The 25,629-nt window shown below is 49.6% G+C and carries 23 protein-coding genes and 1 pseudogene; 18 read left to right on the top strand and 6 right to left on the bottom strand.

The genetic code is table 11. From position 1 onward, the window contains the following. Window positions 1-103: 103 nt before the first annotated feature. Entirely contained in the window at window positions 104-1,132 is a 1,029-nt protein-coding gene (gene cobT, locus L4C36_RS09995) for a nicotinate-nucleotide--dimethylbenzimidazole phosphoribosyltransferase (RefSeq protein WP_428477706.1), read from the top strand. 110 nt (window positions 1,133-1,242) lie between these two features. Here cobT and L4C36_RS09990 read toward each other — a convergent pair whose 3' ends face one another. Further along, the gene (locus L4C36_RS09990; RefSeq protein WP_428477653.1) at window positions 1,243-1,554 is read right to left on the bottom strand and encodes a hypothetical protein; all 312 of its coding nucleotides are present in this window, start codon (window positions 1,552-1,554) and stop codon (window positions 1,243-1,245) included. A 270-nt stretch (window positions 1,555-1,824) separates the two neighbouring features. Here L4C36_RS09990 and L4C36_RS09985 point away from each other — a divergent pair, with 270 nt between their 5' ends. After that, on the top strand, window positions 1,825-2,085 hold the full coding sequence (locus tag L4C36_RS09985) for a DUF1289 domain-containing protein (RefSeq protein WP_428477652.1): 261 nt from the start codon (window positions 1,825-1,827) through the stop codon (window positions 2,083-2,085). A 97-nt stretch (window positions 2,086-2,182) separates the two neighbouring features. Here L4C36_RS09985 and rplY read toward each other — a convergent pair whose 3' ends face one another. Further along, on the bottom strand, window positions 2,183-2,461 hold the full coding sequence (gene rplY, locus L4C36_RS09980) for a 50S ribosomal protein L25 (RefSeq protein WP_428477651.1): 279 nt from the start codon (window positions 2,459-2,461) through the stop codon (window positions 2,183-2,185). A gap of 406 nt (window positions 2,462-2,867) precedes the next feature. Here rplY and L4C36_RS09975 point away from each other — a divergent pair, with 406 nt between their 5' ends. Next, window positions 2,868-3,197, top strand: coding sequence for a hypothetical protein (locus L4C36_RS09975; protein ID WP_428477650.1), 330 nt, complete (start codon window positions 2,868-2,870; stop codon window positions 3,195-3,197). A gap of 157 nt (window positions 3,198-3,354) precedes the next feature. Here the strand turns inward: L4C36_RS09975 and radD are convergent, their stop codons facing one another. Together radD and L4C36_RS09965 are read right to left on the bottom strand one after the other, a co-directional pair. Beyond that, window positions 3,355-5,106 (bottom strand): DNA repair helicase RadD, encoded by a 1,752-nt coding sequence (radD, locus tag L4C36_RS09970; RefSeq protein WP_428477649.1) that lies wholly within the window; start codon window positions 5,104-5,106, stop codon window positions 3,355-3,357. Between the two features lie 204 nt (window positions 5,107-5,310). Beyond that, a complete protein-coding gene (locus L4C36_RS09965) occupies window positions 5,311-5,805 on the bottom strand; it encodes a GNAT family N-acetyltransferase (protein WP_428477648.1) in 495 nt (164 codons plus the stop codon). Between the two features lie 311 nt (window positions 5,806-6,116). Here L4C36_RS09965 and rsuA point away from each other — a divergent pair, with 311 nt between their 5' ends. The 5 genes from rsuA (at window position 6,117) to L4C36_RS09940 (ending at window position 9,670) form a co-directional block, all read left to right on the top strand. Continuing rightward, window positions 6,117-6,812: a 16S rRNA pseudouridine(516) synthase RsuA gene (gene rsuA, locus L4C36_RS09960; RefSeq protein ID WP_428477647.1), complete on the top strand. Its 696-nt coding sequence runs from the start codon at window positions 6,117-6,119 to the stop codon at window positions 6,810-6,812. A gap of 177 nt (window positions 6,813-6,989) precedes the next feature. Then, complete coding sequence (locus L4C36_RS09955; protein ID WP_428477646.1) at window positions 6,990-8,180, top strand: Bcr/CflA family multidrug efflux MFS transporter; 1,191 nt, start codon at window positions 6,990-6,992, stop codon at window positions 8,178-8,180. An 8-nt stretch (window positions 8,181-8,188) separates the two neighbouring features. After that, window positions 8,189-8,836: a DUF2913 family protein gene (locus tag L4C36_RS09950; protein ID WP_428477645.1), complete on the top strand. Its 648-nt coding sequence runs from the start codon at window positions 8,189-8,191 to the stop codon at window positions 8,834-8,836. Between the two features lie 203 nt (window positions 8,837-9,039). After that, window positions 9,040-9,585 (top strand): outer membrane protein, encoded by a 546-nt coding sequence (locus tag L4C36_RS09945; protein WP_428477644.1) that lies wholly within the window; start codon window positions 9,040-9,042, stop codon window positions 9,583-9,585. Further along, entirely contained in the window at window positions 9,566-9,670 is a 105-nt protein-coding gene (locus tag L4C36_RS09940) for a DUF2913 family protein (protein WP_428477643.1), read from the top strand. Before L4C36_RS09945 ends, L4C36_RS09940 begins: the two co-directional genes overlap by 20 nt. Before the next feature lie 80 nt (window positions 9,671-9,750). On the opposite strand, the gene L4C36_RS09935 is transcribed toward L4C36_RS09940, so the two are convergent. Both L4C36_RS09935 and L4C36_RS09930 read right to left on the bottom strand, forming a co-directional pair. Further along, a complete protein-coding gene (locus L4C36_RS09935; RefSeq protein ID WP_428477642.1) occupies window positions 9,751-10,356 on the bottom strand; it encodes a hypothetical protein in 606 nt (201 codons plus the stop codon). A 446-nt stretch (window positions 10,357-10,802) separates the two neighbouring features. Continuing rightward, window positions 10,803-12,263, bottom strand: a complete 1,461-nt coding sequence (locus L4C36_RS09930) for a DUF2867 domain-containing protein (RefSeq protein ID WP_428477641.1) — start codon at window positions 12,261-12,263, stop codon at window positions 10,803-10,805. 439 nt (window positions 12,264-12,702) lie between these two features. Here L4C36_RS09930 and L4C36_RS09925 point away from each other — a divergent pair, with 439 nt between their 5' ends. The 10 genes and pseudogenes from L4C36_RS09925 (at window position 12,703) to L4C36_RS09880 (ending at window position 25,528) form a co-directional block, all read left to right on the top strand. Continuing rightward, on the top strand, window positions 12,703-13,374 hold the full coding sequence (locus L4C36_RS09925) for an ABC transporter ATP-binding protein (protein ID WP_428477640.1): 672 nt from the start codon (window positions 12,703-12,705) through the stop codon (window positions 13,372-13,374). After that, window positions 13,355-15,820, top strand: a complete 2,466-nt coding sequence (locus tag L4C36_RS09920; protein ID WP_428477639.1) for an ABC transporter permease — start codon at window positions 13,355-13,357, stop codon at window positions 15,818-15,820. The genes L4C36_RS09925 and L4C36_RS09920 overlap by 20 nt, the downstream gene beginning before the upstream one ends. After that, window positions 15,820-16,845, top strand: a pseudogene (locus tag L4C36_RS09915) (lipocalin-like domain-containing protein); the annotation flags it as partial. The gene L4C36_RS09920 and the pseudogene L4C36_RS09915, both read left to right, overlap by 1 nt. A gap of 100 nt (window positions 16,846-16,945) precedes the next feature. Then, window positions 16,946-18,244, top strand: a complete 1,299-nt coding sequence (locus tag L4C36_RS09910; RefSeq protein WP_428477638.1) for an amidohydrolase — start codon at window positions 16,946-16,948, stop codon at window positions 18,242-18,244. Window positions 18,245-18,618: 374 nt separating this feature from the next. After that, window positions 18,619-20,778 (top strand): FUSC family protein, encoded by a 2,160-nt coding sequence (locus L4C36_RS09905; protein WP_428477705.1) that lies wholly within the window; start codon window positions 18,619-18,621, stop codon window positions 20,776-20,778. A gap of 50 nt (window positions 20,779-20,828) precedes the next feature. Further along, window positions 20,829-22,496 (top strand): TolC family protein, encoded by a 1,668-nt coding sequence (locus L4C36_RS09900; RefSeq protein ID WP_428477704.1) that lies wholly within the window; start codon window positions 20,829-20,831, stop codon window positions 22,494-22,496. Between the two features lie 32 nt (window positions 22,497-22,528). After that, window positions 22,529-22,732, top strand: coding sequence for a DUF1656 domain-containing protein (locus tag L4C36_RS09895; RefSeq protein WP_428477703.1), 204 nt, complete (start codon window positions 22,529-22,531; stop codon window positions 22,730-22,732). Window positions 22,733-22,781: 49 nt separating this feature from the next. Further along, window positions 22,782-23,684, top strand: coding sequence for an HlyD family secretion protein (locus L4C36_RS09890; protein ID WP_428477702.1), 903 nt, complete (start codon window positions 22,782-22,784; stop codon window positions 23,682-23,684). Next, entirely contained in the window at window positions 23,677-24,390 is a 714-nt protein-coding gene (locus L4C36_RS09885) for a potassium channel family protein (protein ID WP_428477637.1), read from the top strand. The genes L4C36_RS09890 and L4C36_RS09885 overlap by 8 nt, the downstream gene beginning before the upstream one ends. Continuing rightward, window positions 24,383-25,528 (top strand): AI-2E family transporter, encoded by a 1,146-nt coding sequence (locus L4C36_RS09880; protein WP_428477701.1) that lies wholly within the window; start codon window positions 24,383-24,385, stop codon window positions 25,526-25,528. Before L4C36_RS09885 ends, L4C36_RS09880 begins: the two co-directional genes overlap by 8 nt. Window positions 25,529-25,629: the final 101 nt, after the last annotated feature.

Below are 25,629 nucleotides of genomic sequence, written 5' to 3'. Positions count from 1 at the left end.
GCTTCTGCTTTAGCTCTGCTTTAACTGTGATTTAGTGCATGGCGACGCCGTCATAGCTGTCATAAAAAATAACGATAACGTAAAAGAAGGCAAGGAATACATGATGTTGAACACCCAGTATGCAGATGCGCTCCAACAACGGATCGATCAAAAAACCAAACCCGTCGGAGCGCTTGGTCAGCTTGAGTCTGTCGCTTTTCAGTTGGCGATGATCCAAAGCCAGGGTAAGGCGGCAGCGGTGGATACCATTACGTTGACGCAGCCAACGTTGCTGATTTTTGCTGGCGATCACGGCATTGCCGATGCGGGCGTGAGCATTGCACCGAGTGCGGTTACGCAGCAGATGGTGCTGAACTTTTTGGCAGGTGGCGCCGCGGTAAACAGTTTCTGCCGTGTCAGTAATGTGGCGTTGAATGTGGTCGACTGCGGCATTTTGTATCCGGTAGAGACAGACTCCCCACAATTGTTGTCACAACGATTGGGTGATCGCACCGCGAACTTTGCCGAACAAGCAGCGATGAGCCAAGCGCAAGTAGTGCAAGGTATCGATTACGGCAAAAGCTTGGTGCAGCGTGTGATTGACGGTGGCTGCAACCTGGTAATGTTTGGGGAAATGGGCATTGGCAATACCAGCAGTGCAGCGGCATTGTTGGCCGCGGTGTCGGGTCAACCGGTAGAAGAATGTGTTGGATTAGGGACAGGGATTTCGCCAGCACAATTGGCGCTGAAGCAAGCGTTGGTTGAACAAGGGGTAGCGCGTTGTGACAGCAATGATCCTTATACAGCGTTAGCCGAAGTGGGGGGATTTGAGATTGTGCAGATGGTCGGTGCTTTCTTGGGCGCGGCGGAAAAACAAACGCCTGTGCTGGTGGACGGCTTTATCGTGACGGTAGCGGCGTTGCTTGCTACACGTATTCAGCCAGAGGCACGGGATTATATGATTTTCGCCCATCAATCACACGAATCAGGCCACCGTTTGGCGTTGTCGTTACTGGATGCCACGCCGTTGTTGGATTTGTCATTGCGTTTGGGTGAGGGCACGGGGGCCGTATTAGCGGTGCCATTGGTGCATGCGTCTGCCGAGTTTTATAACAACATGGCCAGCTTCGCAGAGGCTGGTGTGACAGTGTGATCTCGCTCAGATCATACGATCATCGCACAAAGAAAAACCCGCATTATGCGGGTTTTTTTGATCGTGACGATCAACGTGGATCTCAACGAGTGCAGTTTAATGAATGCAGATCAATTGAAGAATTGAACATCCGTGACCGTTGCTTTGGCCGCATGCACAGGCTCAAACTTGATGGCACCACGGTTAGGGGTACAAATCTGGTATTCATCCCCACAATCAAAAATGGCAAGAACCGTCTCTTCAACGCGGAAAACGTCAGGCAGGGGTTGACCAATCTCACACGTGCACGTTTGTCCCTCATGTTCCCATGATAGTTTATAAACACGCTGTGCTTGTTCAGGAGCAGCAATGTGTGTCGCGATAGAGCTAAAAATGGCTTCTGCTTGCTGTGGGCTTGTTGCCGATGGTACAAAAAAATCCATGGTTCCCTCCAAGTGAGATAGCAGACAATAGTGACTGCATTCAAAAAATAGCGTTATTTATCCTGATAACTCTCTCAGACTAGCAAAAAAATTGTTTAATTGGCAAGTTCGTTAATGTCATCTTTATTAACATTGATGAATTACATTAACAATTCTGCTGCGATATCACGTCATTGAAAGCGTGGATGAAAATGCCGCTATACTTGTTTTATCAGGTATTTAAGGCTTTATCAGACCGTTAAACGCAGAATGAGGAAGGGGAATGACACGGTGGAACAATTAGATTTTTTTCCTATCCCCAGCCCGTGTATTGGCGTGTGCCAAGCCAATGATCGCGGATATTGCAAAGGGTGTTATCGCAGCCGTGAAGAACGTTTTCACTGGCAACATCTGACGAATGAACAAAAACGCAATGTGGTGCGCCTGTGCCGTCAACGCTATTTACGGGTGCAGCGCGCAAGACGGGCAGCACAACAAGGAGAAGAAGGAGGCAGAGATGAAAACATGGATCCACAACAGCCGTTGTTTTAGCGTGTGTGTTACTACGGGCGAGATGAAAGTAAATGGTTTTCGACAGGCATAAAAAAAGCGCCATAAAGGCGCTTTTTTGAAGAGTATGAACCCGCAATTAGATGCGTTTGAAGTCCATGTGCTCAACTTTTGGCTTGAAAGCGTGACGCTGGATATCTTGAGGCTTAACCTGGATTTCCTGACCATCAACAACTAGAGTGATTGCTTCGTAGAACGCAGCTTTATCCATCTGGTTGATAACTTCGTCGTGGTTTAGTTCGATAGCGATCGGAGCAGCTTCGCCGCCGTAGATGATTGCTGGGAACTTGTTTGCGTGACGTAGGCGGCGGCTCGCACCTTTACCTAGGTCAGTACGTAGTACTGCTTCAAATTTCATCTTAAATACTCTTTAAGTTAGTAATAAGATCCATGATCCACCAAGTAATGCGACCTTACTCAATGTCATAAATCGAGCGCGGATATTACCAATGTTGTCCGTCAGCAGCAAGCATAAAACCCATCAAATGCATTCAATGACGTAAATTATCACCGTATTGTTAGAAATACTCACACTGCACGCTATTTTCTGGTTGTTATCCAACCACTTTTATTGCGCTGATAGTGCGTAGAGAGCGGTAGAGGGCGCAAAAGAGAGCATGAAGAGATAAGCGAGTGGTGGAGAATCCAACAGGGAAGTGCGGTGAACCTCCCACTTTTTAATGAAGGAAACATGAAAATAGTGTACGCGATCATAAAATCAACGTAATTTCATCATGTTGATAACTAATTTTGATGAGTGAATCATGGATACGAAGACGAAGAATGCGTCTTTTGTGACGCTGAAAGAGAAAGTGAGGGGCAGCATTGCTGTTTCGTCAAGCTCGTTTGACAGCCTAGAAGCCAGTGCAACAGATATCACCCTCAATACGATTCGCGATCTTGCCAGTGAATATGACAAGAAAAGCATTGTGCGTGAACTGACTCGCTACCATGCAGAATTAGACAGCTTGCTCAATTACGAGGCGGGTAATATGGCTGCCGCTGAAATGATGATGGCGGATAAAGCCCGTCGCCAGCACTGCCAAGCGGCCTTGAAGTACCTTGAGAACAAAACGTTTGGGACGAGAGGCTAAGCTTCACCGAATAAGCTTTACCGAACAGGCAGGCATGCGCTGACCGATTTTGCATGCCAGCCCACCTCAAAACCAGCTCCCCACCTCAAAAAGAGAGGGGGGGCTGGCAGAGTATTGTGCAGCTTTTGGTGTGGCTAATGCTTATCGTACTTGAGCGTTAAGCATCTTGCTTTTGGTATTGGTCGAGATCAAACAGTTTGTCACGGATGGCCCAGAATCGGCCACTCTTGCGCGCGATTATGATTTCCGGTGGACGCAGACGGTGTTCGTTGTTGGCCACTTTGCTTGGTGCGGTGTCCGTAAACGGGCGATGGCGATCCACCAAGTGGGGATTAATAAACTTCTTCAAAAACTCGTTTTTTTGCGTTTTGGTCGAGAGTGGCCACACTTCGCTGATCTCGGCGTCTTCATCACTAATATAAATGACCTTCAATTGCGGCTTACCAAACTTGTTCTTGCCCGGCTCTAAGCGGAAGTCGGTGCATGTCATGATCATCGCGTCTTTCAGCTTTAATGCATCACGCAGTTTTTTATCCGGATCCACCATCACCGCATCACACTGATGGCAGCGACGGGCCGCAATGTCATTGTCTGCGCCGCATTCTTCACAGTATTTCGCGCGGAAACGGTAGCCGCACTCTTCGCGCTCACCGGTGTCGTCATCTTCAAAGTAGCCCTGACAGCGGCGGCCATAATGCTCAATTAAAAAGCCTGCGGGATCCAGTTTGCCCCAGAAGCTGTTATTAAAGCCACAGGCCGGGCAGGGCACCATGATCACTTCACTGTCGCTGTTCGGTTTTGGGTCGCCCACTTCCGGTTGGTACAGGTCGTAACAGTTACCCGCATACTCCAACACCAAGCAATCTTTCTTGCCTTCAAACAAACGCAAGCCACGCCCGACAATCTGCTGGTACAGGCTGATGGATTCGGTGGGGCGCAAAATCGCAATTAAATCCACATGCGGGGCATCAAACCCTGTCGTCAGTACCGACACATTCACCAAATATTTGATCTCTTGGCGCTTGAAGGCATTGATGATGCGATCTCGCTCATCCAACGGGGTATCACCGACGACCAGCTCGGCGTTTTCATGGGCGAGGTAGCCCATGATTTCTTTGGCGTGGTTCACGGTGGACGCAAAAATCATTACGCCGCGGCGGTCTTTGGCGTAGTCGACCACTTGATCGATGATCATCGGTGTGGCGCGTTGCGACTGTTCAATCACACTGTCGAGATCGGCTTCTTTATAGCGGCCGTTCACTGACGGTTTCAGGCTGGAGAAATCATAGCCGAGTACTGCCATGTCCATGACTTTCGGTTCCGTCAGGAAGTTCTCATCCAACAGGTAGCGGATTGGCAGTTCAAAAATACAATCGCGGAAGAAACGATCTTGATCGGTACGAACCTGACCGCGCGTGTGGTATTTGTAAATCCAACCCATGCCTAAACGGTACGGCGTGGCGGTTAAGCCTAGAATTTTGATACCGGGGTTAATGGCTTGCACATGGCTGATCACACGGCGGTAGGCGCTGTTTTCGTCATCAGGCACGCGGTGGCACTCGTCGATCACCAGCAGGGAAAATTCGTTAGCGAAGAGCTCCAAACTGTTGGCCATCGACTGCACCGAAGCAAACACCACTTGCTTGTCGGTTTCCTTACGGCCTAATCCGGCAGAGAAAATCGACGCTTTTAAGCCATAGCTTTCGTATTTGCTGTGGTTTTGTTCCACCAATTCTTTCACATGCGTCAGTACCAAGACTCGCCCGCGGGCAATGCGCGCTAATTCGGCCACGACCAAACTTTTTCCGGCACCGGTTGGCAGGGCAAGAACGGCAGGTGTGCTGTTTTTTCTGAAATAGTGGATGGTGGCATTCACGCTATCTTGTTGATAGGGGCGGAGAGTATACATAGCTTGGTCAGACGCTGTTCAATGGAAGATCTGCGGCTAGTGTACTGGTTGGCACACGGATATGCGAGGAGATGAAAAAGAATCGCACCACATTCAACTAACGGATATATAGAGCTTGTATACCGACGTTGTATGCAGTGCGAGGACTGTTCTGAGAATCTAGGGCCGCGCGTCGTGAATCAGTTGCGTGTTATATGTGTGTAATTACGAGGCAATGGTCAGTGGTACTTCTTCAGGATGAAGCACTTTTGTCATCATGCAGAATTGACGGCGTGGGACAAAGTCATGCTTTTCATAGAAATTTCTCGCACCACGGTTACCAATATTCACTTCAAGCGACAGGGCGTTCACGCCAGCCGCTGTTAGGTGTTGCTCAATTTGTGGCAGCAGATCGGTACCGATACCTTGCTGTCGCCAGTCGGACTTCAGATAGAATTGATCGATAAGGCCAATACGGCCACCGTGTTCAAGGCTAAAGCTGTAGCTGATAATGATATGCCCGGCGATGACTTTCTCGCCACCGTCTTCGATTTCAATCAGCCAGGCTTGGCCAAGCTCTGGGTTGCTGAGTAATTGATGGATCGCCTGTTGTGTCTGCTCTTTTTTTTGCGGAAGCACTTCATACTCAAACAGTTCTTCAACCAGTTTGAGCAACATATCCATGGAGGAGAGACTTGGCGCAACAAGTGAGATATTCATAATGAGACCTTTGCAGTTAGGCATCCTTACTGACAGGTAAGGAGATTGTCTTTTTATACGAAATCAACCTGTGTTCCGTCCATTGTTTGAGGTGGTAATCTTCAAAAAATGTTCGAGAGTTTGAGGTTAGTTAAATTCTGAAAAAATGCACGGAACTTTCGGGTCAATCGTATGGCGGGCACATTGCATCAATGCACATACCTCGCCGGACTTATTTACGTGCTTCAATTTTAGTTCAAAACCGACAATGGTAATGTGAAGTAGCCAGATAAGTTGTATCATAGGCGTTTTAGTACCCTCTGGAGCCAGTAATGAGGCTTGATAAATTCCTGTGTACCACACTCGGCATCACCCGCAGAGAAGCGGCGAAAGTCTTGAAAGAAAAACGTATTGAAGTTAATGGCGAAATCACAAAAAGCATTGCGCTGAAAGTGACCGATGACTGCGACGTTGAATTTGACGGTCGTCCTCTACGTTTTGAAGGCCCGCGTTATTTCATGCTGAATAAGCCGCAAGGTTTCGTGTGTTCACATGTGGATGATCATAACCCGACCGTGTTTGTTCTACTGGATATCGTGAGCCCTGAAAAGCTGCACGTTGCCGGTCGTTTGGATGGCGATACAACAGGTTTAGTATTGTTAACGGATGATGGTCAATGGTCACACCGTATCACCTCTCCTCGCCATCACTGTGAGAAGGTATACTTTGTTGAATTAGCCGATCCGCTTCCAGAAGAGACCATTCAGCTGTTTGCTGAAGGGGTGCAGTTGCGTGGGGAAGATGACCTAACGCGTCCTGCTAAGCTGGAAATTGTGAGTGAACGCGAAGCGGTGATCACCATTTCAGAAGGCAAGTATCACCAAGTGAAGCGTATGTTTGCTTCTGTGGGCAACCGTGTTGTGGGCTTGCACCGCGCACACATTGGTCCTATTGAGTTAGATGAAGCGTTAGCGCCGGGTGAATACCGTCAGCTAACAGCAGAAGAAATTGCTGCATTCATGCCATAACCAGTAAGTATTTATCGTGGTTTACGCCATGATGAAGTGGAAAGGAGGGGAAACCCTCCTTTTTTGTTTCTAATTATCCGTAAAACCGACAGTATTTCTTGCCAAGAAAGAGTCTATTCAGCCTAATCATCGTACAATACCCTCTAATCTGACACTTTTCTCACTAGCAGAGTCCCTATGACAACAAAAGACAGCCCTTCGTTGAGTCTGCCATTTATTTTGATTTTAGGTGCGATTGGCGCCTTAACACCGCTTGCCATTGATATGTACCTTCCCGCGATGCCAACCATCGCGCGTGATCTTGCGGTGTCGCCCAGCCTGGTGCAAACCACGTTAACCGCGTATACCGCCGGCTTTGCCATTGGTCAGTTATTGCATGGCCCGTTAGCGGACAGTTATGGGCGTAAACCGATTTTGTTGATCGGTATTTTTGCCTTTGCGATTGCGGCGATGTTCAGTGCAACGTCACAAGGCATTGTAGAATTGACGTGGGTACGTGCCGCACAAGGCTTTGCCGGTGCCGCTGCGGCCGTGATCATTCAGGCGTTGGTGAGAGACATGTTCGAGCGCGAAGAATTCGCGCGGATGATGTCGTTTATTACCCTTGTCATGACCGTCGCCCCGCTGATTGCGCCCATGTTGGGGGGCTATTTAGCGGTCTGGTTTGGCTGGCGTTCGATTTTCTGGGTGTTGGCAGGTTTTGCCTTGCTCATTATTGTCGCAGTGGGTGTCAAAATCCCTGAAACGTTGCCCGTTGAAAAGCGGTTACCGTTCCATTTAGGGTCGACACTGCGTAACTACGCAAAAATGCTGACCACCAAACAAGCGGTGGGTTTAATTTTCTGCAGCGGTTTCTCGTTTGCTGGCATGTTCACCTTCTTAACCGTAGGTGCTTTCGTCTACATCGACCTTTACCACGTCAGCACGCAATACTTCGGTCTACTCTTTGGCTTGAACGTGGTGTGCTTGATCGTGATGACCAGCATTAACGGTCGTCTAGTGAAAAAGAAAGGCTCACATTGGATGCTAAGATTTGGCCTGAGTGTGCAGTTAATCGCCGGTCTCGGCTTGGTTTGCGGTCAACTGCTTAACCTAGGCTTGTGGGGGGTAGTTATCCCTGTCATGCTATTTGTTGGTACGATTTCGATTATCGGTAGTAATACCATGGCGTGCTTGCTGGGCAAGTATCCCCACATGGCAGGTACGGCGTCGTCACTGGCTGGCACCATGCGCTTTGGTACGGGTACCGTGATTGGTGGTTTGGTGGCGATGATGCCGGATGCCACCGTGTGGCCGATGGCGCTGTCTATGGCTGCCTGTGCAATATTGTCGGCGGGATTTTACTGGTCGTTATCGCGTAATGCTTAAGGAAACACATGGCTACGTTTTATCAAGAAATTTATAAAGTGGTGTCGGACGGTCTACAAGACCTTGCGGACTCACAAGCAATGGGCAAAACGCCTAAAAACCCAATCAGCGAAACGCACTTCTTCAGTGCGTGGGTGACTAAAGCGATTAAACAGCAACGTTATAACACCTGTGTGGTGGAGACGTTGGTGAGCTGGCAGAAGCAATCACGCAGCATGGGTAAACATGCGCAGCTTAAGCAGCAGTTTATCGATATTCAGCGCGTGTATGCGGGTATTCCGCGTGACGGTGAGCAGGCTAACCCTGTGACGCGTGCACAGTTCGATGCCTTGTATGACTCGCTAACGCAAGCTGACTGGATCGTTGCCACGGAATATGAAGTGGACCGTAAGGTGACGCACCATACTGATGGTCAAGGATCGCTGGTGGTATGTGCCGCGAAAGCCAAATTGGCGTTTGCCGAAGACGGTGAGTTGGTGAAGCCTTTGTCACTGTTCATCCGTGGTGATGTGAAGCAATTACTGGCAGAGGCGTACAAGCAGGGTATGCTGCTGTACAAAGTGACTGACTATAAATCTATCGTGAAATATCACGGTGAGTATATTGTCTACCCGAATAACGCCGGTAAGCACTTGCCAGAGACCCCAGCCGAATAAGGGCAGGGGAGAGATGGATTCCAATGAAAAAGCGGGCTGATGCCCGCTTTTTTTGTGTCTTCACCGTTTAGCTGTGTCTATCAAAGTAGACGTGATGGTGATGTATTGCCTGAAACCTCATATGTAAAACGTGATCAATATCACAATTAAGTGCGCGTTAACGCCTTACTATGTGCGCTTTTGCAGTACATGTGGTTTCAAAAATGAAAAAGCTCCTTCTTGTATCCCTTCTTTTCAGCAACTGTGCCTTCGCTGGCGATCACTTTTATGGCGGTGCTGATTTAGCACTTGGCAATAAAACCGAATTAAAAGAAGCGGGCTCCATTGATGAGACAAATGATTTAGGTTTTAACGTTTACGGCGGTTACAGTTTCACAATGGCGCCAAGCGTTGATTTAGGTTTGGAGCTGGAATATCAAAACTTTGGCCAAGCGAAATTTTCTGGTTCAGCGGAAGGCCTGAGTGTGGATGGGGATGCGTATTACGTTAACTTCCGTCCAAAATTTACCGCGCCAGATAACAATCTTTACAGTGCTTTCATTTTTGGTGCTGGCACAATGAACGGCGAAGCCAAAGTGCTTGGCCAATCAGGTTCGGATTCTAAATTCACCTACCAAGCGGGTGTCGAGGTGGGTTACATGTTCAACAACGTTGATGTTGGCATTGGCTACCGTTACCGCACAGCAGATTTCGATGATGTGAAGTATTCTGTGCAAGGCTTTACAGCAGGTGTGCGTTACAACTTCTGATAAATCGATCGTGAAGTATCACGGTGAGTACGTGGTTTACCCGAATAACGCCAGTAAGTGCCTGTCAGAGACCCCTGTTGAATAAGGGAAGGACGGCCGTTATCACGGTCATGAAGCGGTATTGAAAAAGCGGGCTTATACCCGCTTTTTTTGTGTCGTTACATTCTAGTTTGATGCTAACGTTCTTTGATTACAGCGATATATATCAGCAATCACCGAAATGGAATCATCATCACTAGCATTGATTATTTTTGTAATGTGGTAACGATTCCCGCTCATCATATAAGCGACATTAGAAAGTTCTACTTCAAGATTTTCTGGCTTTGTTTTTATGGCGTTAGTATTGATGATTTTACAGTTGTTATTTTCGATTTCAGTAAAAGTCATTGGCTGTACACCATAAGCCCCAGGTAGTAACAATGGTTTTCTGGTTTGTTTGCTGATGGCATCAACTGCTTTTGGTGCATTAAGATTAGTTGTATTTTGATTTTTTAAATCAAAGTTGATGGCTGGTCGACCATTGATCTCTGTTACATTACAATTTTGACCACCGTCTTTTCTGCATGTTTCGTTAGCTAAATCTATGGCCTCTGAGATTGAACCTGCATTCCATGCTGCTCCAGCTTTTCCATTAGTGCCTATTGAATAGGCTTTGTTGTTAGATTGGTTTTGATATCTCTCATAAAGAGATGTCTGTCCTTGACTTGTCGCTTGGCAGCCTGAAAGGATAATGGCTGTAGATAAGAAACTTAACTTAACAAATGAATTCATTTCCAAACCAAAAAATAAAATTATGTATGCAACAAATTATACCAATGTAGACATACAAATACCTAGAACTATGTCTCTGATTTTAAATTGCTAATTCCACATAGGGCAACATATTGACTTTCTTCATTCTAAGCCTCAAAACACTGTGCGATTATATACACCCATGATGGTCACTCAGATACGTAGCTCGCAATTATCAATGCTTCAAAGTAAATGATGTCCATAACGTTGTTTTTCGCGACCTAGTGCTATGTGATTGACGTCAAATTGCGTTGTAAGTTTGGCGTGATTCACTGACGTGTTGACATATGGAGCTAACCCTCGTTTTCTCACCACAGGACCACAGGACCACAGGACCACAGGACCACAGGACCACAGGACCACAGGACCACAGGACCACAGGACAGCTCTTCCTCGCCCCTCGAAACTCGCCCCTTTAAGCCGTATTAAACCGTCTCCGTCTTCCCTTCTTGCGCTTTGGCTTTACAGCGTTTGACCAACGCATGGGTCATACCACGGAAAATAAACAGGTGGGCAGGCATCATGGCAAACCAGTAGAGCAGGCCAGAAAATCCCGCCGGGTGCCACCATGCACGAATATCGACTTCACGGTGATCGCCTTTGTCTTCAATGGTGAATTCCAATCGGCCTAACCCCGGGGCTTTCATGCCAAACAGCAGGGAAAGGAAACGGTTAGCTTCAAGGTTGATGACCTTCCATGAATCCACTTTATCACCCAGTTGTAAGGTATCAGGATCGCGGCGGTAACGGTGCAGGGCATCACCGCCAATGGCGGCATCCATCCATTCACGGATACGCCAGAGGAAATTGGCATAGAAATAGCCTTCTTTGCCTCCGACTAATTGCACTTGGCGCCATAATTGCTCACAGGTGGCATCGGTTTTCAGGGTATAACCGGCTTGTTTGGGGTAGTAACCATAGCCACTTTGCCAACGGGCGAGGGCATCGGGATCAAAGCCCCAAATTTCGTTTCTGACGACTTCCGATTCATGGCTTAAAGAATGTTGAATCGCCTCATCGTAAGAGAGCAGTTTTTGGGGGATCAAGGTTTGTAAATCATGGCCATCAGCAGGCAGATCAAACCGTAGTCCGCCAATCAGGGCGCTGGCAATGTTCGTGGGAACTGAGGTGATAAACCGCAGCCAGATCGTCGCAAATGACGGGGTCAGGAACGACAACGGTACAATGCGCACTTTCTTACCAGCCAATTTTCCCAGTTTACGCAGTTGGTCTTGGTAAGACAGGTTTTCGGGGCCGGCCATATCCATAATTCGATTGGCTTGTGGCGGCAAGGTGATCAGCGTAAGCAAATAATGAATGACATTACGCAGCGCAATGGGCGAGTTACGGGATGTCACCCATTTCGGCGTTAGCAGAACTGGCAGGTGGTAGACAAAATCACGCATGACTTCAAACGCGGCAGAGCCGGGGCCGACAATGATCCCCGCGCGTAACTCCGTGGTGGGAATGCCGCTTTCACGCAGAATGTCTCCGGTGGCTTTACGGGCAGATAAATGGTCGGAATGGCCTTCGGCGGGCTGCAAGGCGCCCAGATAAATAACGTGTTTCGCCGTGCTGTTTTTCAATGCATTGGAAAAATGACGCGCGGCATCGAGTTCAATATCAATGAAGTCATGGCCATGGTTCATGCCGTGAACAAGAAAAAACACGCTGTCGACATCAGCAAGCAAATCATCGAGGTTATCCGGTGCATTCAGGTCAAGGTGGTGCAGGGTGACGTTGCCAGTTGCTTCCCAGCCACGTTTTTTAAGCAGGTTTAGATTACGTCCGGTGGCTTTTACTGTGTAACCCGCATTGGCCAGTTCCGGCACCAAATGCGATCCCACATACCCTGACGCGCCAACCACTAAGACCGTTTTTGCCATTGTTCACTCCCTGTTATTATCGCGTATGCCGTTTCCCCATGCACCGCGTTGCCATTCATGGCGATTCCACAACATACTGTTATATAACACTGTAGTGGATATTTCTGCAGGGGGCGTGTCACAACGTGAAACGGCAGAGTAAACTTTCAACACGACGGTTGCGTAATGGACGAGAGAAACGGTGGATCTAAAGGAGAATAGAACGTGTCTTTGGGGTATATTAACAAGCAAGTTATGACGGAATAAACAAGCGAAAAATTACAATAATCTGTAACTAAACGTATTGATTTTCTTACGATTGTGAGTGTGATGTAAGGGATTGTAATAGTTTTGTGGTGACTTGACTGTTTTTCTGCGTCAGGGTTTTAAAGTGCTTTATAGAGATACCGCTTTCCTGTAAATTCCACAGCACTCAACTTTCCTACTGCCGGGGACAATAATGTTACGACTGGTCGAGCTTTGCAAAGGCTATATGGATGGTGACGAATACCATTCGGTGTTGCAAGGTGCAGAATTAGACCTCAAACAGGGTGAACAACTTGCGTTAATGGGGGAGAGTGGCTCGGGAAAGAGTACACTACTGAATTTAATTGCCGGGTTGGATGTCGCCGATTCAGGGGAAGTGTGGTTGGGGGATAAGCCAATACATGCCATCTCTGAACGTGAACGTACTGCCTTTCGTCGTAATAACATTGGCCTTGTTTTCCAGCAATTCAACTTACTGCCTACGCTGACCACGGCGGATAACATCCGTTTTTGCCGTCAGTTAAAAGGGCTACCTGAAAAACCCGCGTTGTGGCGACAAATTATCGCCGCGTTGGATCTGATGCCATTGCTGAGTCGTTATCCGGAAGAAATGTCCGGTGGACAGCAACAACGTGCGGCGATTGCCCGTGCTTTGTACATGGAACCCCAAATTTTACTTGCCGATGAACCGACCGGTAGCCTCGATGAGCGTAACGCTGCGGCGGTGATCCGTTTGTTGGTTAGCCTGACTAAACAGCTTGATTGTACCTTGCTGCTGGTGACACACAGTCATCAAGTGGCGGAACACATGAGCGGGTGTATTCGTCTGCAAGGAGGACAACTGCATGTTAAACCCCGTCGCTAAGGCGCTTTGGGGGCATTATAAGCGTCACCCACTTCAAATTGTCTTGGTCTGGTTCGGTTTGACCTTAGGTATTGCTCTGCTGGTGGGTGTGCTTGGGGTGAACCAACAAGCCCGTGAAAGTTACCGTGATGGCGAACAACTTTTCTCTAATCCTTTTCCGTATCGCATCCGTCACGTACAGCCTTCCTTAAAAGTGCCGCAAGGCTTCTATATCCAACTGCGCCGGGTCGGGTTTGACCAATGTGTACCGCTTGATCAACTGCGCGTGCAAACCAATGATGGTCGTGACGTCGAAATCGTCGGGGTCGATCCTATTGCGTTGTATTCCATGTTCAAACAGCAGCCAACGGTGAGTGGGGGCACGCAAGCGCAAATGCTGTCGTTGATGCAGCCGCCGTATCCGTTATTGGTGGGTGAGCAGTTAGCGAACTACATGAAGCTGCAAGACGGCCAACACCTCACGCTGGAAAACGGCAAGCAAATTGGCCCGTTGAAAGTGGTGTCTGAAGAGCGGATCAGTGGCCCTCGTATGGTTGCTGATCTCTCATTGTTGCGTTCGCTGCAACCGGGCTCTGGCTTAACCGCGATTTTATGCAGTGATCTCACGGCGGACGAACAACGTCGACTTACCGCGCAATTGCCGATGGCGCTGAAATTGGAACAGCAAGAAGTGGCGGGCTTAGAGCCGCTGACCAATGCGTTCCATTTAAACTTGTTTGCCATGGGCATGTTGGCGTTTGTGGTCGGCCTGTTCATTTTCTATCAGGCGATGTCGTTATCGTTCAGTCAGCGCCAACCCTTGGTCGGCTTAATGCGCCAAGCGGGGGTGTCGTCTTTCCAGTTGGCCGGCGTGCTGATGATGGAGCTGATGGGATGGATCGTACTGGGGTTAATCGGCGGCAATATCCTTGGCTTGTTGTTGGCGGAACGTCTCTTGCCATCCGTGGCTGAAACCCTGAATGACTTGTACGGCGCGAATATTAGCTTAGCGGTGGAATGGCATTGGGAGTGGGGTGTAGCGTCTTTGCTGGTGGCCATTATCGGCAGCTTGTTGGCGTGTGGTTGGCCGTTGCTGCGTTTGATCAAAACCCCACCGGCGCGTTTGGCTACCCATATGTCGCTGGTGCGATTTAGCGGCCGTGAGTTTGCGCTGCAAGCCTTGTTCTCCTGCATCTTCTTGGGGGTGGCATTGGCGGTGTACCAGTTGCCCCATGGGCAGGAAGAAGGCTTCGTGTTGATTGCTTGTATTCTGATTGCCACTGCTTTGGTGATGCCGTTTGTGTTACTGCAATTTTTCCGCTTGCTGGGCAACGTGGTGAAATCTGCCCGTTTGCGCTGGTTCTTCTCAGATGCTGCTGCAAGCCTGAGTTACCGTGGCGTGGCCGCGATGGCTTTCATGCTGGCATTGGCGTCCAATATCGGTATGGAAACCATGGTGGGTAGTTTCCGAAACACCACCGAAACGTGGCTGGATCAGCGTTTAGCGGCAGATATTTATGTGCGTCCGTCCATTAACATGGCACCACGGATGTCGAACTGGCTGGAAAAGCAGGACGAGGTTGAGCAGGTGTGGTGGCAATGGAGCAAAACATTAGCGACCCAAGTCGGCAAATTGCAGGTTGTGAGTGTCGGCGGCACGGGCGATGAAAAACAAGCGATGGCGATCAAAGTGTCGGTGCCGGAATACTGGCAGAAACTGCACCACGGTCGTTCGATTTTGGTGAGTGAATCATTAGCCCTTAAACAAGGGTGGAAACCGGGACAAGTGGTGGATTTACCGCCGCCGATGAACAAGAAATGGCACATCGCCGGGGTGTATTACGACTACGGTAACCCGCATGGTCAGATCATCTTATCGCAGAAACGCTGGCAGGCGATTTGGCCGCATAAAGGGCAAGTGGCACTGGCTATCCATCTCGCAGATGGGGTAGATACCATGAGCATGATGCAAAAATTGGGTGATGCGTTCCGTTTACCGCCAGAGCGGGTGCGGAATAACACCGAGTTAATGCAGCAAGCCATGAAGGTGTTTGATCGCACCTTTATCGTCACCGCGACCTTGGGCAAGTTAACCTTGTTTGTGGCGGTGTGCGGGCTGTTCTTTGCCACCTTGGCCGGTGAAATGTCGCGTCAACGGCAGTTTGCTTTACTGCGTTGCATGGGCATGACGGGGCGAGAGTTGGCCTTACTGGGCGGTGGACAGTTGTTATTGATTGGTTTGATGACGGCGTTGATGGCGTTGCCACTCGGGCTTGTACTGGCCCAGTTATTGATTGATGTGGTGTTGAAATACTCTTTTGGTTGGACCATGCCGGTTGAATATTTCCCGGTGGATTATTTTGTGTCGTTGGGCTCTGCGTTGGCGGTGCTATTGGCGGCGGGCGCGTGGCCGGTATGGCGCTTAGTTAAGCGTTCGGCGATTTTGTCATTGCGAGAGGCGTTCTAATGCGAACTTTACGTCATAAAGGACTGGCCTGTTTCTACGTTACGGTATTGGTATTACTGGCGGGTTGTGATCAACCAGCGCCACCGGTGGATCGTTCTGTGTCTGTGATGATGGACGAAGAAACAGACACGTTCACGCCGGTTGAACCGGGGCGCACGTTTACGTTTCCGCAAGACCATTTACCGCATCCGGATTTTCGCAATGAATGGTGGTATTTCACCTCGAATTTGAAAGCCGAGAGCGGGGAAGTCTTTGGTGTGCAGTGGACGCTATTCCGCCATGCCTCTGCCAACCGTACCGGTAAGGGGTGGCAAAGCCCGCAGCGTTATATGGCGCATGTGGTGGTCACTGGCGAGAAAAAAACGTGGGCGTTTGAACGTTTTGCCCGAGGTGGCGTGGGCCAAGCGGGGGTCATTGGTCACCCGTTTCGCGCATGGATGGACAATTGGTACTGGCGTTCTTACGGCGATAATCCGTTTCCGGGTGTGCTGTCGTTTGATGATGACGGCGTAAAAGCCAAATTGGCCGTACAACAAAACGGGTCATACATTTTACAAGGTGACGACGGGTACAGTAAAAAGCACCCGACGTTAGATATCGCTTCGTATTACTACAGCGCGCCTTTCTTAAAAGTAAAAGGGCGTCTGGAGTTAGACGGGAAAACGTATCATGTCACCGGCGACGGTTGGTATGATCGTGAATGGAGCAGTAAGGGCTTATCATCAACGCAGTTGGGGTGGGATTGGTTTTCCATGCGGCTTGATGATGGCAGCGCGCTGATGCTGTATCAGATCAGGGAAAAAAATAAGCGACCGTATTACTTTGGTTCGCGTAGCTGGCCTGATGGGCGTACCGAGCCGTTGTTGTCGGAACAAATCCGATTGTCGCCTGTTTCATTTACTACCCACAACGGCAAGAATTACCCATTGAGCTGGTATATAGAAGTGCCATCCCACCAGATAAAACTAAAAGTGGATGTTGTACGCAAGGAACAATGGTTGCCGTTTGTGTTTTCATATTGGGAAGGCCCAATTCGCATTACCGGTAGCCATACAGGACAGGGATTTATGGAGCTAACGGGCTATTAGTGCTTGGCGCCTCATAAAAAGAGTGTAGGAAGTAGACGTGTTAAAGCATTTTCAAATTGATGAATCGCTGTTAACCCAACGGTTAATGACGCACCGTCGTGAGTTTCACCGTTATCCGGAAGCGGCGTGGCAGGAGTTTTTCACCACTAGTCGTATTGCCAGCCATCTTGAAGTGATGGGGTATACCTTGCATTTCAGCCGCGACATCATTGATCGTAATGCGATCATGGGGCGCGAAGAAGAGCGGGTGGCAAAAGCGCAAGAGCGTGCAATGAGTTGGGGCGCATCCACGCATTATCTGGCACAAATGGAGGGCGTAACAGGGATTGGCGCGACCTTACACACTGGTAAACCGGGGCCGGTGGTTGCACTGCGTTTTGATATTGATGCGGTGGAAGTGATGGAAAGCCAGAACGACATGCACCGTCCGCGCTTTTTGGGCTTTGCCTCGTTGTCGCCGGGTGTGGCGCATGCCTGTGGCCATGATGCCCATGCCGCGATGGGATTAGGCATTGCTGAAGTGTTGGCGGAGAACCGAGAATTACTGACGGGTACCATCAAACTGTTATTCCAGCCTGCCGAAGAAGGGTGTCGAGCCGGTAAGGCCATTGCGCAAAGCGGGTGGTTGGATGATGTGGATTACTTCTTTGCCGCCCATATCGGCATGAACGTGCCTAGCGGTACTTTGGTGTGTGATCCGCAGCACTTTTTGTGCAGTTCCAAATTTGATATTCACTTTACTGGCAAGCCTGCGCACGCGGGTATTGAACCTAATGCGGGGCAAAATGCGTTAGCGGCCGCGTGTACGGCGGTGAACCAAATGTTGGCGATTCCCCGTCACCGTGATGGTATGACCCGTATTAACGTGGGGCAAATGCACGCGGGTGACGGCCGAAACGTGATTCCGGCCAATGCGGTATTGATGGGTGAAACTCGGGGTGAAAACCGTGAGTTGAATTCCTACATGTACCAGCAGGTCGAAATGATTGCGCAAGCCGCCGCCATGATGCACGGCGTGCAAGTCGATATTAGCCCGCAAGGGGAAGCCATCGGGTTAGTGAACGACGCGGAGTTGGTTAACTTGCTGGCACAACTTGGCCCTGACAGTGGTTTTACGGAAGTGCTTACCGAAAAAGATTTCGGTGCCAGTGAAGATGCGGGTTATCTGGTGGATCGTGTACAGGCCAAAGGCGGTAAGGCGATTTACTGTTTGATCGGCTCCGATTTAACGGCCGGTCACCACAACGGTGATTTTGATATTGATGAAAGTCGTATGTTGCCGGCGGTGAAGCTGATGCTGAACGCCATTCAAGCCGTGCAATCCCGTATTCTTTAATTCAATTTTAGCCCGGTTTATTCGTTAACATCTGGCCCGTTTCTTATACCGTGGCGCGAACGTTCGCCTCTTAAACCCTGAGTTTGCGCTCAGGGTTTTTTATTGTGTTTTTCTCACGTTTTTCCCTCCCTTTTTCCTTTTTATTCTTATCGTCATTCAAAAAAGTCCCACAAAAAAGTCATCGAGTAGTGGCGGCGTCTTCTAGGCTTAACACATTGTGCTTGTCTGAGCACTATGGCAATGAAGGAGGCGAGGTGGCGACAGCGTCTGTGTCTAAGTCAAAGGGGAAAGCAACCTCTGCTTCTGCGGATTCGCCCGTTGTAGACGATGGCGTGCGCCTATTACAGCCACAAACGTGGTTAGTGCCGTTTTGCTTGAATGACACCTTCAAGTTTGCTTTTCGCGTCGCTATTAGTCTGACACTGGCCTTTCTTATTCCCATGGCGATGGGTTGGAGTCAACCTTCCACCGCCGCCACGACTGTGATGCTGATTGCCTCGACCGGCAGCCGGCGAGAATCGTTAGCCAAAGGGACATTGCGGGTGCTCGGTACCATTGCTGGTGGCATCATTGGCCTGTTGCTGGTGGGGATGTTCGCACAAGATCGCTTGCTGTATATGCTCAGTGTATCGTTGGTGATTGTGGTGGTGTTTTATATTCGTACCGCCTACCTCAATGATCCGACCCTGTTCATGTTGACTGGCGTGATGGTGCTGATGATGTACAACGGCGGCGATGCCCAAGGGGCGTTTCTCTACGGGATTGACCGTACTTTCATGACCATTTTTGGTGTGGTGGTGTACACCTTGGTGGGGATTTACGTATTCCCGCCGCGGGTAGAGCAAAACCTGCATCAATTGGCCACCACGCTCAGTCAGGCGCAACAAGCCTTATTCGCGCATATCAGTGCGCTGCCACGTTATCCGGCAGAAGCCAATAAAACAGAAATCCTCAGTCAGCAAGTCTTTGCCGCTCAAAACGCTTTTGATGCTCGCTATCACACCCTGAATGGGGAGTGCAGTGCCATTTCTGCGTACAAAAAAGAGTGGGACGGGGCTGTACGGTTATTTCAGCAAATCACGGATATTTTGTTGTTCGCCGCGAAAGATCACGCCCGCTCTAGTGGCCATCCGGCGGATTATTTAGTGGATTTTGAACGCGTACATACGCAAGTGATGACCTTGTTTGAGCAATTACCGGCCGCATGGGATACCCACGCCGCTTCACCGCCAGAAGCCTTCGATAAAATAGCGTACGACAAGGCGCGGCTGGAGAAAGCAGGGCATCTGTATCGTGGCGAAGCCATCACCAACGGGTACTTGCTCAGGCAGTTGCGCGAAAAACTGAGCCAATTACACAGTTGCATTAGCAGCATTGATTCCGTGACGGGCTTTGTCGGGTTTACCTTGCCTGCCTTGAAAGCGTCGCCCAATTTTAATTGGTGGGATGCAGAAAACGCCAAAACTGCGATCAAGGTGTTTGTGATTTATTGGCTGACTGGGTGGTTCTGGATCATAGCTAATCCGCCGGGTGGTTATAATTTGGTGATTTTCGGTACCCTGTTTGTGTCGTTGCTGTCATACATGCCGGTCCATCCCTTTGCGCTGTTCATCCTTTTCACCTTGGGCTTTTTCTTTTCCGTGCCGGCTTATGTGTTCCTGTTGCCACAGTTAACGCTGGGGGCGGAGTTAGCCTGCTTTATTTTTATCTATACCTTTGTGGCGTTTTATTTCCTGAAAGGGCCCATCACCATTTTCTTCCTGCTAGGGATGTTTACCTTAGGGCTGAATAACCAAATGGTGTATCACTTCGGCATTACGTTAACCATTGTCAGCCTGTTTTATCTCACTGTTATGGTCGTGGTGGTGTCGCATTATTTTCCTTTCACTTCACGGCCTGCTGATTTGGTGATGGTGTTTCGGGAGCGGTTTCTCCGCCATGCCTATCGGCTGATTTTGCTGCATCAAACGCCAACACTCAGTCGCTGGGATCGTTGGGTGTCGGCATGGCGCATGGCCACCATGAAAGTCGCGCTTACTAAAATGAAAGTGTGGAACAGCAAAATCAATCATGGTTTCTACCGTGAAGTTGAGGCGGATACGTTAGCGGCCTTTGTCAGCGAGTGCGAACGGTGCCATCACCATATCACCATGTTGCTGAAAGCCAGTGATCGCTTGGCGGAAAGTCCGTTAGTGCGCCGTGCCCGTCAGCAGCATAAAGACACGGTGATCCCACAGTTGATCACTGCATTGCTGGTGTTGCCGACGGCGCATAACGCCACGAAGGACATGGCAGATGCGAAGGGCAACACGAACGAACACGACGATGTGCTGCTTGCACAGGATTATCAGCAATTAGAAACCCGTCTTAATGCGTATTTTACGTCGTTGGAATGGGACTCGTATTCACATTCAGACATTGCGGATTTTTATATTTTCCTAAACTTAAAGAAAAACATTTTTGAATCTTTACTGCGCTGTAAACAAGCAAGTGATGCCGTGCAGTGGTTGGCTTTCTCGATGAAGGCATTTTAGGGGGAAATGTGGGGCGCACACGACACGCAGGTATTTTGCTGCTTTCACTGATGATCATGCCCGGTTGTACCGTCTTGGGGCCGGATTTCTCCGGCGTGGCGGCACCCATTTTGCCCGCGACGTGGGACACGCATGACACGCAACAAAGCCGAATGAAAACCACCCGCTGGTGGCAACAATTTAATGACCCAACACTGAACCAATTGGTGTACACGGCGAGCCAGCAAAATTTGGATATAGAAGCGGCAGGGTTACGTATTTTACAAGCCCGTGCCGCCGTGGGAGTGGCGGATTCGTTTCAGTATCCGCAACGGCAGGCGCTGTCAGGCAGCGTGGCAAAAATCTACCAAAACGAAAATACCTTTGATAATGCCACGGTCAGTTTTGATGCGGCGTGGGAACTGGATGTATGGGGGCGTTATGCCCGCGGCATAGAATCTGCGGATGCCTCGCTCTATGCCTCTATCGCGTCTTATCACGACATTCTTGTGACGATCTCAGCGGAAGTGGTGCGTAACTACATCAATTACCGCACGTTTCAAGAACGGATACTGCTATCGCAGCGCAACATTGATATTCAAAAGCGCGTAGTACGGATCACACAAGTGCAGTATGACTCAGGTGATGTGACTGAGTTGGATGTGCAGCAAGCTAAAACGCAGCTCTACAACACCCAGTCGGCTTTGCCCAGTTTACAGATCGGCATGATGCAGTCACGTAATGCGCTGGCGGTGTTGTTGGGCATGTTGCCAGAACAGGTACAAGGGTTGCTGCAAGGGGCGCAAATCGACGCTAAGATTAAGGCATTCGACAACAAATACCAGACGGAACGCAACCGCCGCTTATCCACCGATTACGAGCAGTTTTCTTTGATCCCCGCCACACCGAAATTATCTCCTCAGATAGATGCTGGGTTAGTTCTGCGCCGCCCGGATCTGCAATTGGCCGAGTTACAGGCTCAAGCCCAAAGTGCACAAATTGGCATCGCAAAAGCGGATTTGTACCCGCAGTTTTCGTTGTTTGGTGCCATTGGCGTGAACAGCACGGTACAGGCGGGCAATGATTTCTCGTTCAGTGATGCGCTGAATCTGTCGCTGGGGCCAACGTTTTCGTGGAATATTTTTCAATATGGCCGGATAGAAAACAATATACGCATTCAAGATGCTCGCTTTCAGGAAACCCTGACCAATTACAACAAACAAGTGTTGCTGGCAGTGCAAGAAGTGAGTACGGCCTTGTCGTCATACCAATTGAATCAGACACAAAAAACACTGGCGTTTAATTCCGTGGATGCGTCGGTGCGGGCGTATAACTTGTCACTGACGCAATACGAAAATGGCCAGATCAACTTTGAGCGCTTGCTCAGTTCACTCGAAAAAATGACCCGCAGTGAAGATGCCTACGCCATTGTGAAAGGCAATGTGGCGAATCAAGTGGTGGCGCTGTACAAATCGCTCGGCGGCGGGTGGGAGGCGGAAACCGGTCGTGCCTTTATTCGCCCTGATACCCAACAGCAATTGCAGGATCGCACCGATTGGGGGGAGTTATTGGATGATGCCGTGTTACCCGCATTGACGCCTGATGCGGTGCCGCCGGCCACGTCACCGTTTGGCGAGCCGATTGATCCTAGCCAGCAGCGTTACCCCGGCGCACCGGTTCATTCGTCCGCTCCTCAGAGTACATCCACGCCAGCCTTTCCGGCGGGAGGTGGGTCATGAGCGATGTGATGTCAATAATACCGGTGACTGCCGTGCCGCATGAATTGGCATGGGGAGACATCTATTACTCTCCGTTATTGCAGGTGTTAATCGTGGCAGTGATTGCCGCATGGGTGACAGTGATTGTGCTGAATAAGACCCGTTTATCGCGTTTGATTATGTTTCCATCGACTACATTTTTGGCCATTACCGTGCTGTATGTGGTGGCGATAGATACATTTTGGCTGCCGTTTTAGCGGTCGCGTGGAAGGGATGAGGCGAGGGGAAGAGGTAACGATGAAAGCCATAAAAAAACTGCTCGTGATACTGATAAACGTCGTGATCATTGGGGCGGCACTGTATTGGGGCTATGGGAAATACCAAGCCTATTTTGATAACCCGTGGACGCGTAACGGCCAAGTGCGGGCCAATATCGTCAAAGTGGCCCCGCGAGTGTCAGGCCCTGTGGTGCTGGTGGCGGTGGTGGATAACCAATTTGTCCGTAAGGGCGAGCTGTTGTTTGAAATCGATCCCACCACCTTTGAAGTGGCGTTGGCACAAGCCGAGTCGTCATTGGAACGGTCACGGATCAGTGCGCGAGGCAAGAAAATCGAATATGACCGCTTGTTAGATATTCAGGCCAAAGATCGCGGTGCAGTATCACGTAAAGATCTGACCCGTCGCCAAATTGCCTATGAAGAGTCGCTGGTGCAAATCAAAGTCGCGGAGCAAAAGCGGCTGTCGGCGGTGTTGAGCCTGTCATTTACGCAAGTGCATGCCACGGTTGATGGCTATGTCTCTAACCTTGATATCCAAACCGGTACACAAGCCGTAGCGAACCAACCCTTGCTGGCGTTAGTGGACGTGAACAGCTTCTGGGTGTCGGGCTATTTTCGCGAGAACCAACTGGCCAGCATTCATATTGGCAATGAAGCCAAAGTGACCTTGATGGCTTATCCCGACCAACCGATTGATGCCGTGGTGGATTCCTTAGGTTGGGGGATCGCGCCGCAAGATGGCTCCGTGGGGTACAACTTGCTGCCGAACGTGAACCCGGTCTTTCAGTGGATCCGTTTAGCACAGCGGATCCCGGTCAAAATCACCCTGTTGCAATTACCGGAAGGGATCAGCCTGCGGTTTGGTATGACCGCTTCCATCATGGTGCAGGCGGACGATGAGAAAACGCGAGGAGAAACCCAGCATGAGTGACAAGAAGGCGACAAACGTAGGGAAAAAAATCACGTCTAAAAATAACTTTTTCTACCTGACATCGGCGCTGATTTTATTGCTCCTGAGTTCATCATTGTCACAGGTGGTACGTTCTGGGTGGGTCGATATGTTGTCGCAGTGGGTGACGTTACTCACTTTTGTGGTGTGCTTAGCCAGTTTGCGGTTCGACAGTGGTTGGTACCGTTTTCTGATCTCACTGGTGGTGGCCTGGGTGATCCTTGCCGTCGCCAAAAGTGCCTTTGGATTTACGCAGACCAATGTGTTGATGCTGGGGCTGATGTTTGTGTTTTTCTTTGGCACGTTTAAATCCATCGCCCGACAGATTTTGTTTACCGGATCGATTGATAACAATAAGGTCGTCGGCTCCCTCGCGTTGTTCCTCTTACTCGGCTTAATGTGGGCATTGTCCTATCTGCTCATTTTGGAGTTTTCTCCTGCTGCGTTTACCGGTTTAGAGAAAAAAGAGTGGGGGGAAACCTTCGCCAATGCCGCCTACTTCAGTTTTGTCACCTTAACTACGCTGGGCTATGGCGATATCAGCCCTATCACCCCGTTTGCTCAAGTTATTGTCTATTTAGAAGCCATTGCTGGCGTGTTTTACATGGCGATTGTGGTCGCCAGTTTAGTGGGCGCCAGTCAAACCGGCCCAAGCAATCAAACTAATCAGGAAAAGCATGATGGATAAACAAGTCGAAGATCAAAAGCGCAGTATATTCATTAATAATATGGTGGAGTCGGCCATACGGATTGGGCTGTTGTTTGTCCTTGTGGTGTGGACGTACGGCATTATTAAGCCGTTTATCATTCCCGTACTGTGGGGGGCGATCATTGCGGTGGCCTTGATGCCACTGACCCTTAAACTGGAGCGTCGGCTGAATGGCAAGCGGGGGTTGTCTGCCACCATTCTGGCTTTGCTTGGAGTGGCTATTTTGATTGTACCTTTGGTGCTGGTGATGGGCTCATTGTATGACGGTATCGTTGCTGCAACAGATGTATTGAAAGATGCAGAATCGATCACGTTACCGGGGCCAACACAAAAAGTGGCCGACATTCCGCTGGTGGGCGACAAACTGTATGAAGTGTGGGCGTTATTTGCCAATAACATGGCACAGGCAATTTCGCGCTTTATGCCGGAAATTAAAGCCGGAGTCAGCGCCTTTGCGGGCGTGTTGGGCAGTGGGTTAGCCACCGTGGTGATGTTTATTATTTCCCTGCTGATTGCGGCGGGCTTTATGGCCCATTCAGACAGCATGGCAGAAGGGGTAAGACGTGTTGCGATCCGCGTTGTAGGGAAAAACGGTGAAGCGTGGGCCACATTGACAGCAGCGACTATCCGCAGTGTGCTATTGGGTGTCGTTGGGGTCGCATTTATTCAGTCCATTTTGGTCGGTGCGGCGATGTTCGTGTTCAAGATTCCCGCTGCCGGATTAATTACCTTGATTGTGTTCTTCTTGGCGATTGCCCAGTTACCGGCATTGCTGATTGTGCTGCCTGTGATCCTGTATGTGTTCTCGTATATGGATACCACCCCGGCGACCATTTTCACCGTGTGGGTGATTGTTGCAGGGCTGTCGGATAACTTTTTGAAACCCATGTTGATGGGGCGAGGCGTCGATATTCCGATGCCAGTGATTTTGATTGGTGCCATTGGTGGCATGATCCTCGCTGGGATCATCGGTTTGTTCCTGGGGGCGGTAGTGCTGGCCATTTGGTATGAATTGTTTACCACCTGGATGAAGATGCCAGAAAGCAGCACAGAAATGGGAGAAGCGCCCGCCGTGAGTCGAGCTGATGATTCGGAGGCGGAGAGCCCGAAAACATAGGTCAGCGACATGACGCAGTTGCACCCGCGAATAGCGCGTAATGCGTTATTTTTCGGGTGTTAACTTTTAAGCATCTTGAGGTAACGGAAGTATATGGTATC

This window comes from Photobacterium japonica (assembly GCF_050337005.1).
Lineage (GTDB): Bacteria > Pseudomonadota > Gammaproteobacteria > Enterobacterales > Vibrionaceae > Photobacterium > Photobacterium japonica.
The sequence above is the reverse complement of the archived record's forward strand: the minus strand, read 5'-3'. Positions and strand labels throughout refer to the sequence as shown.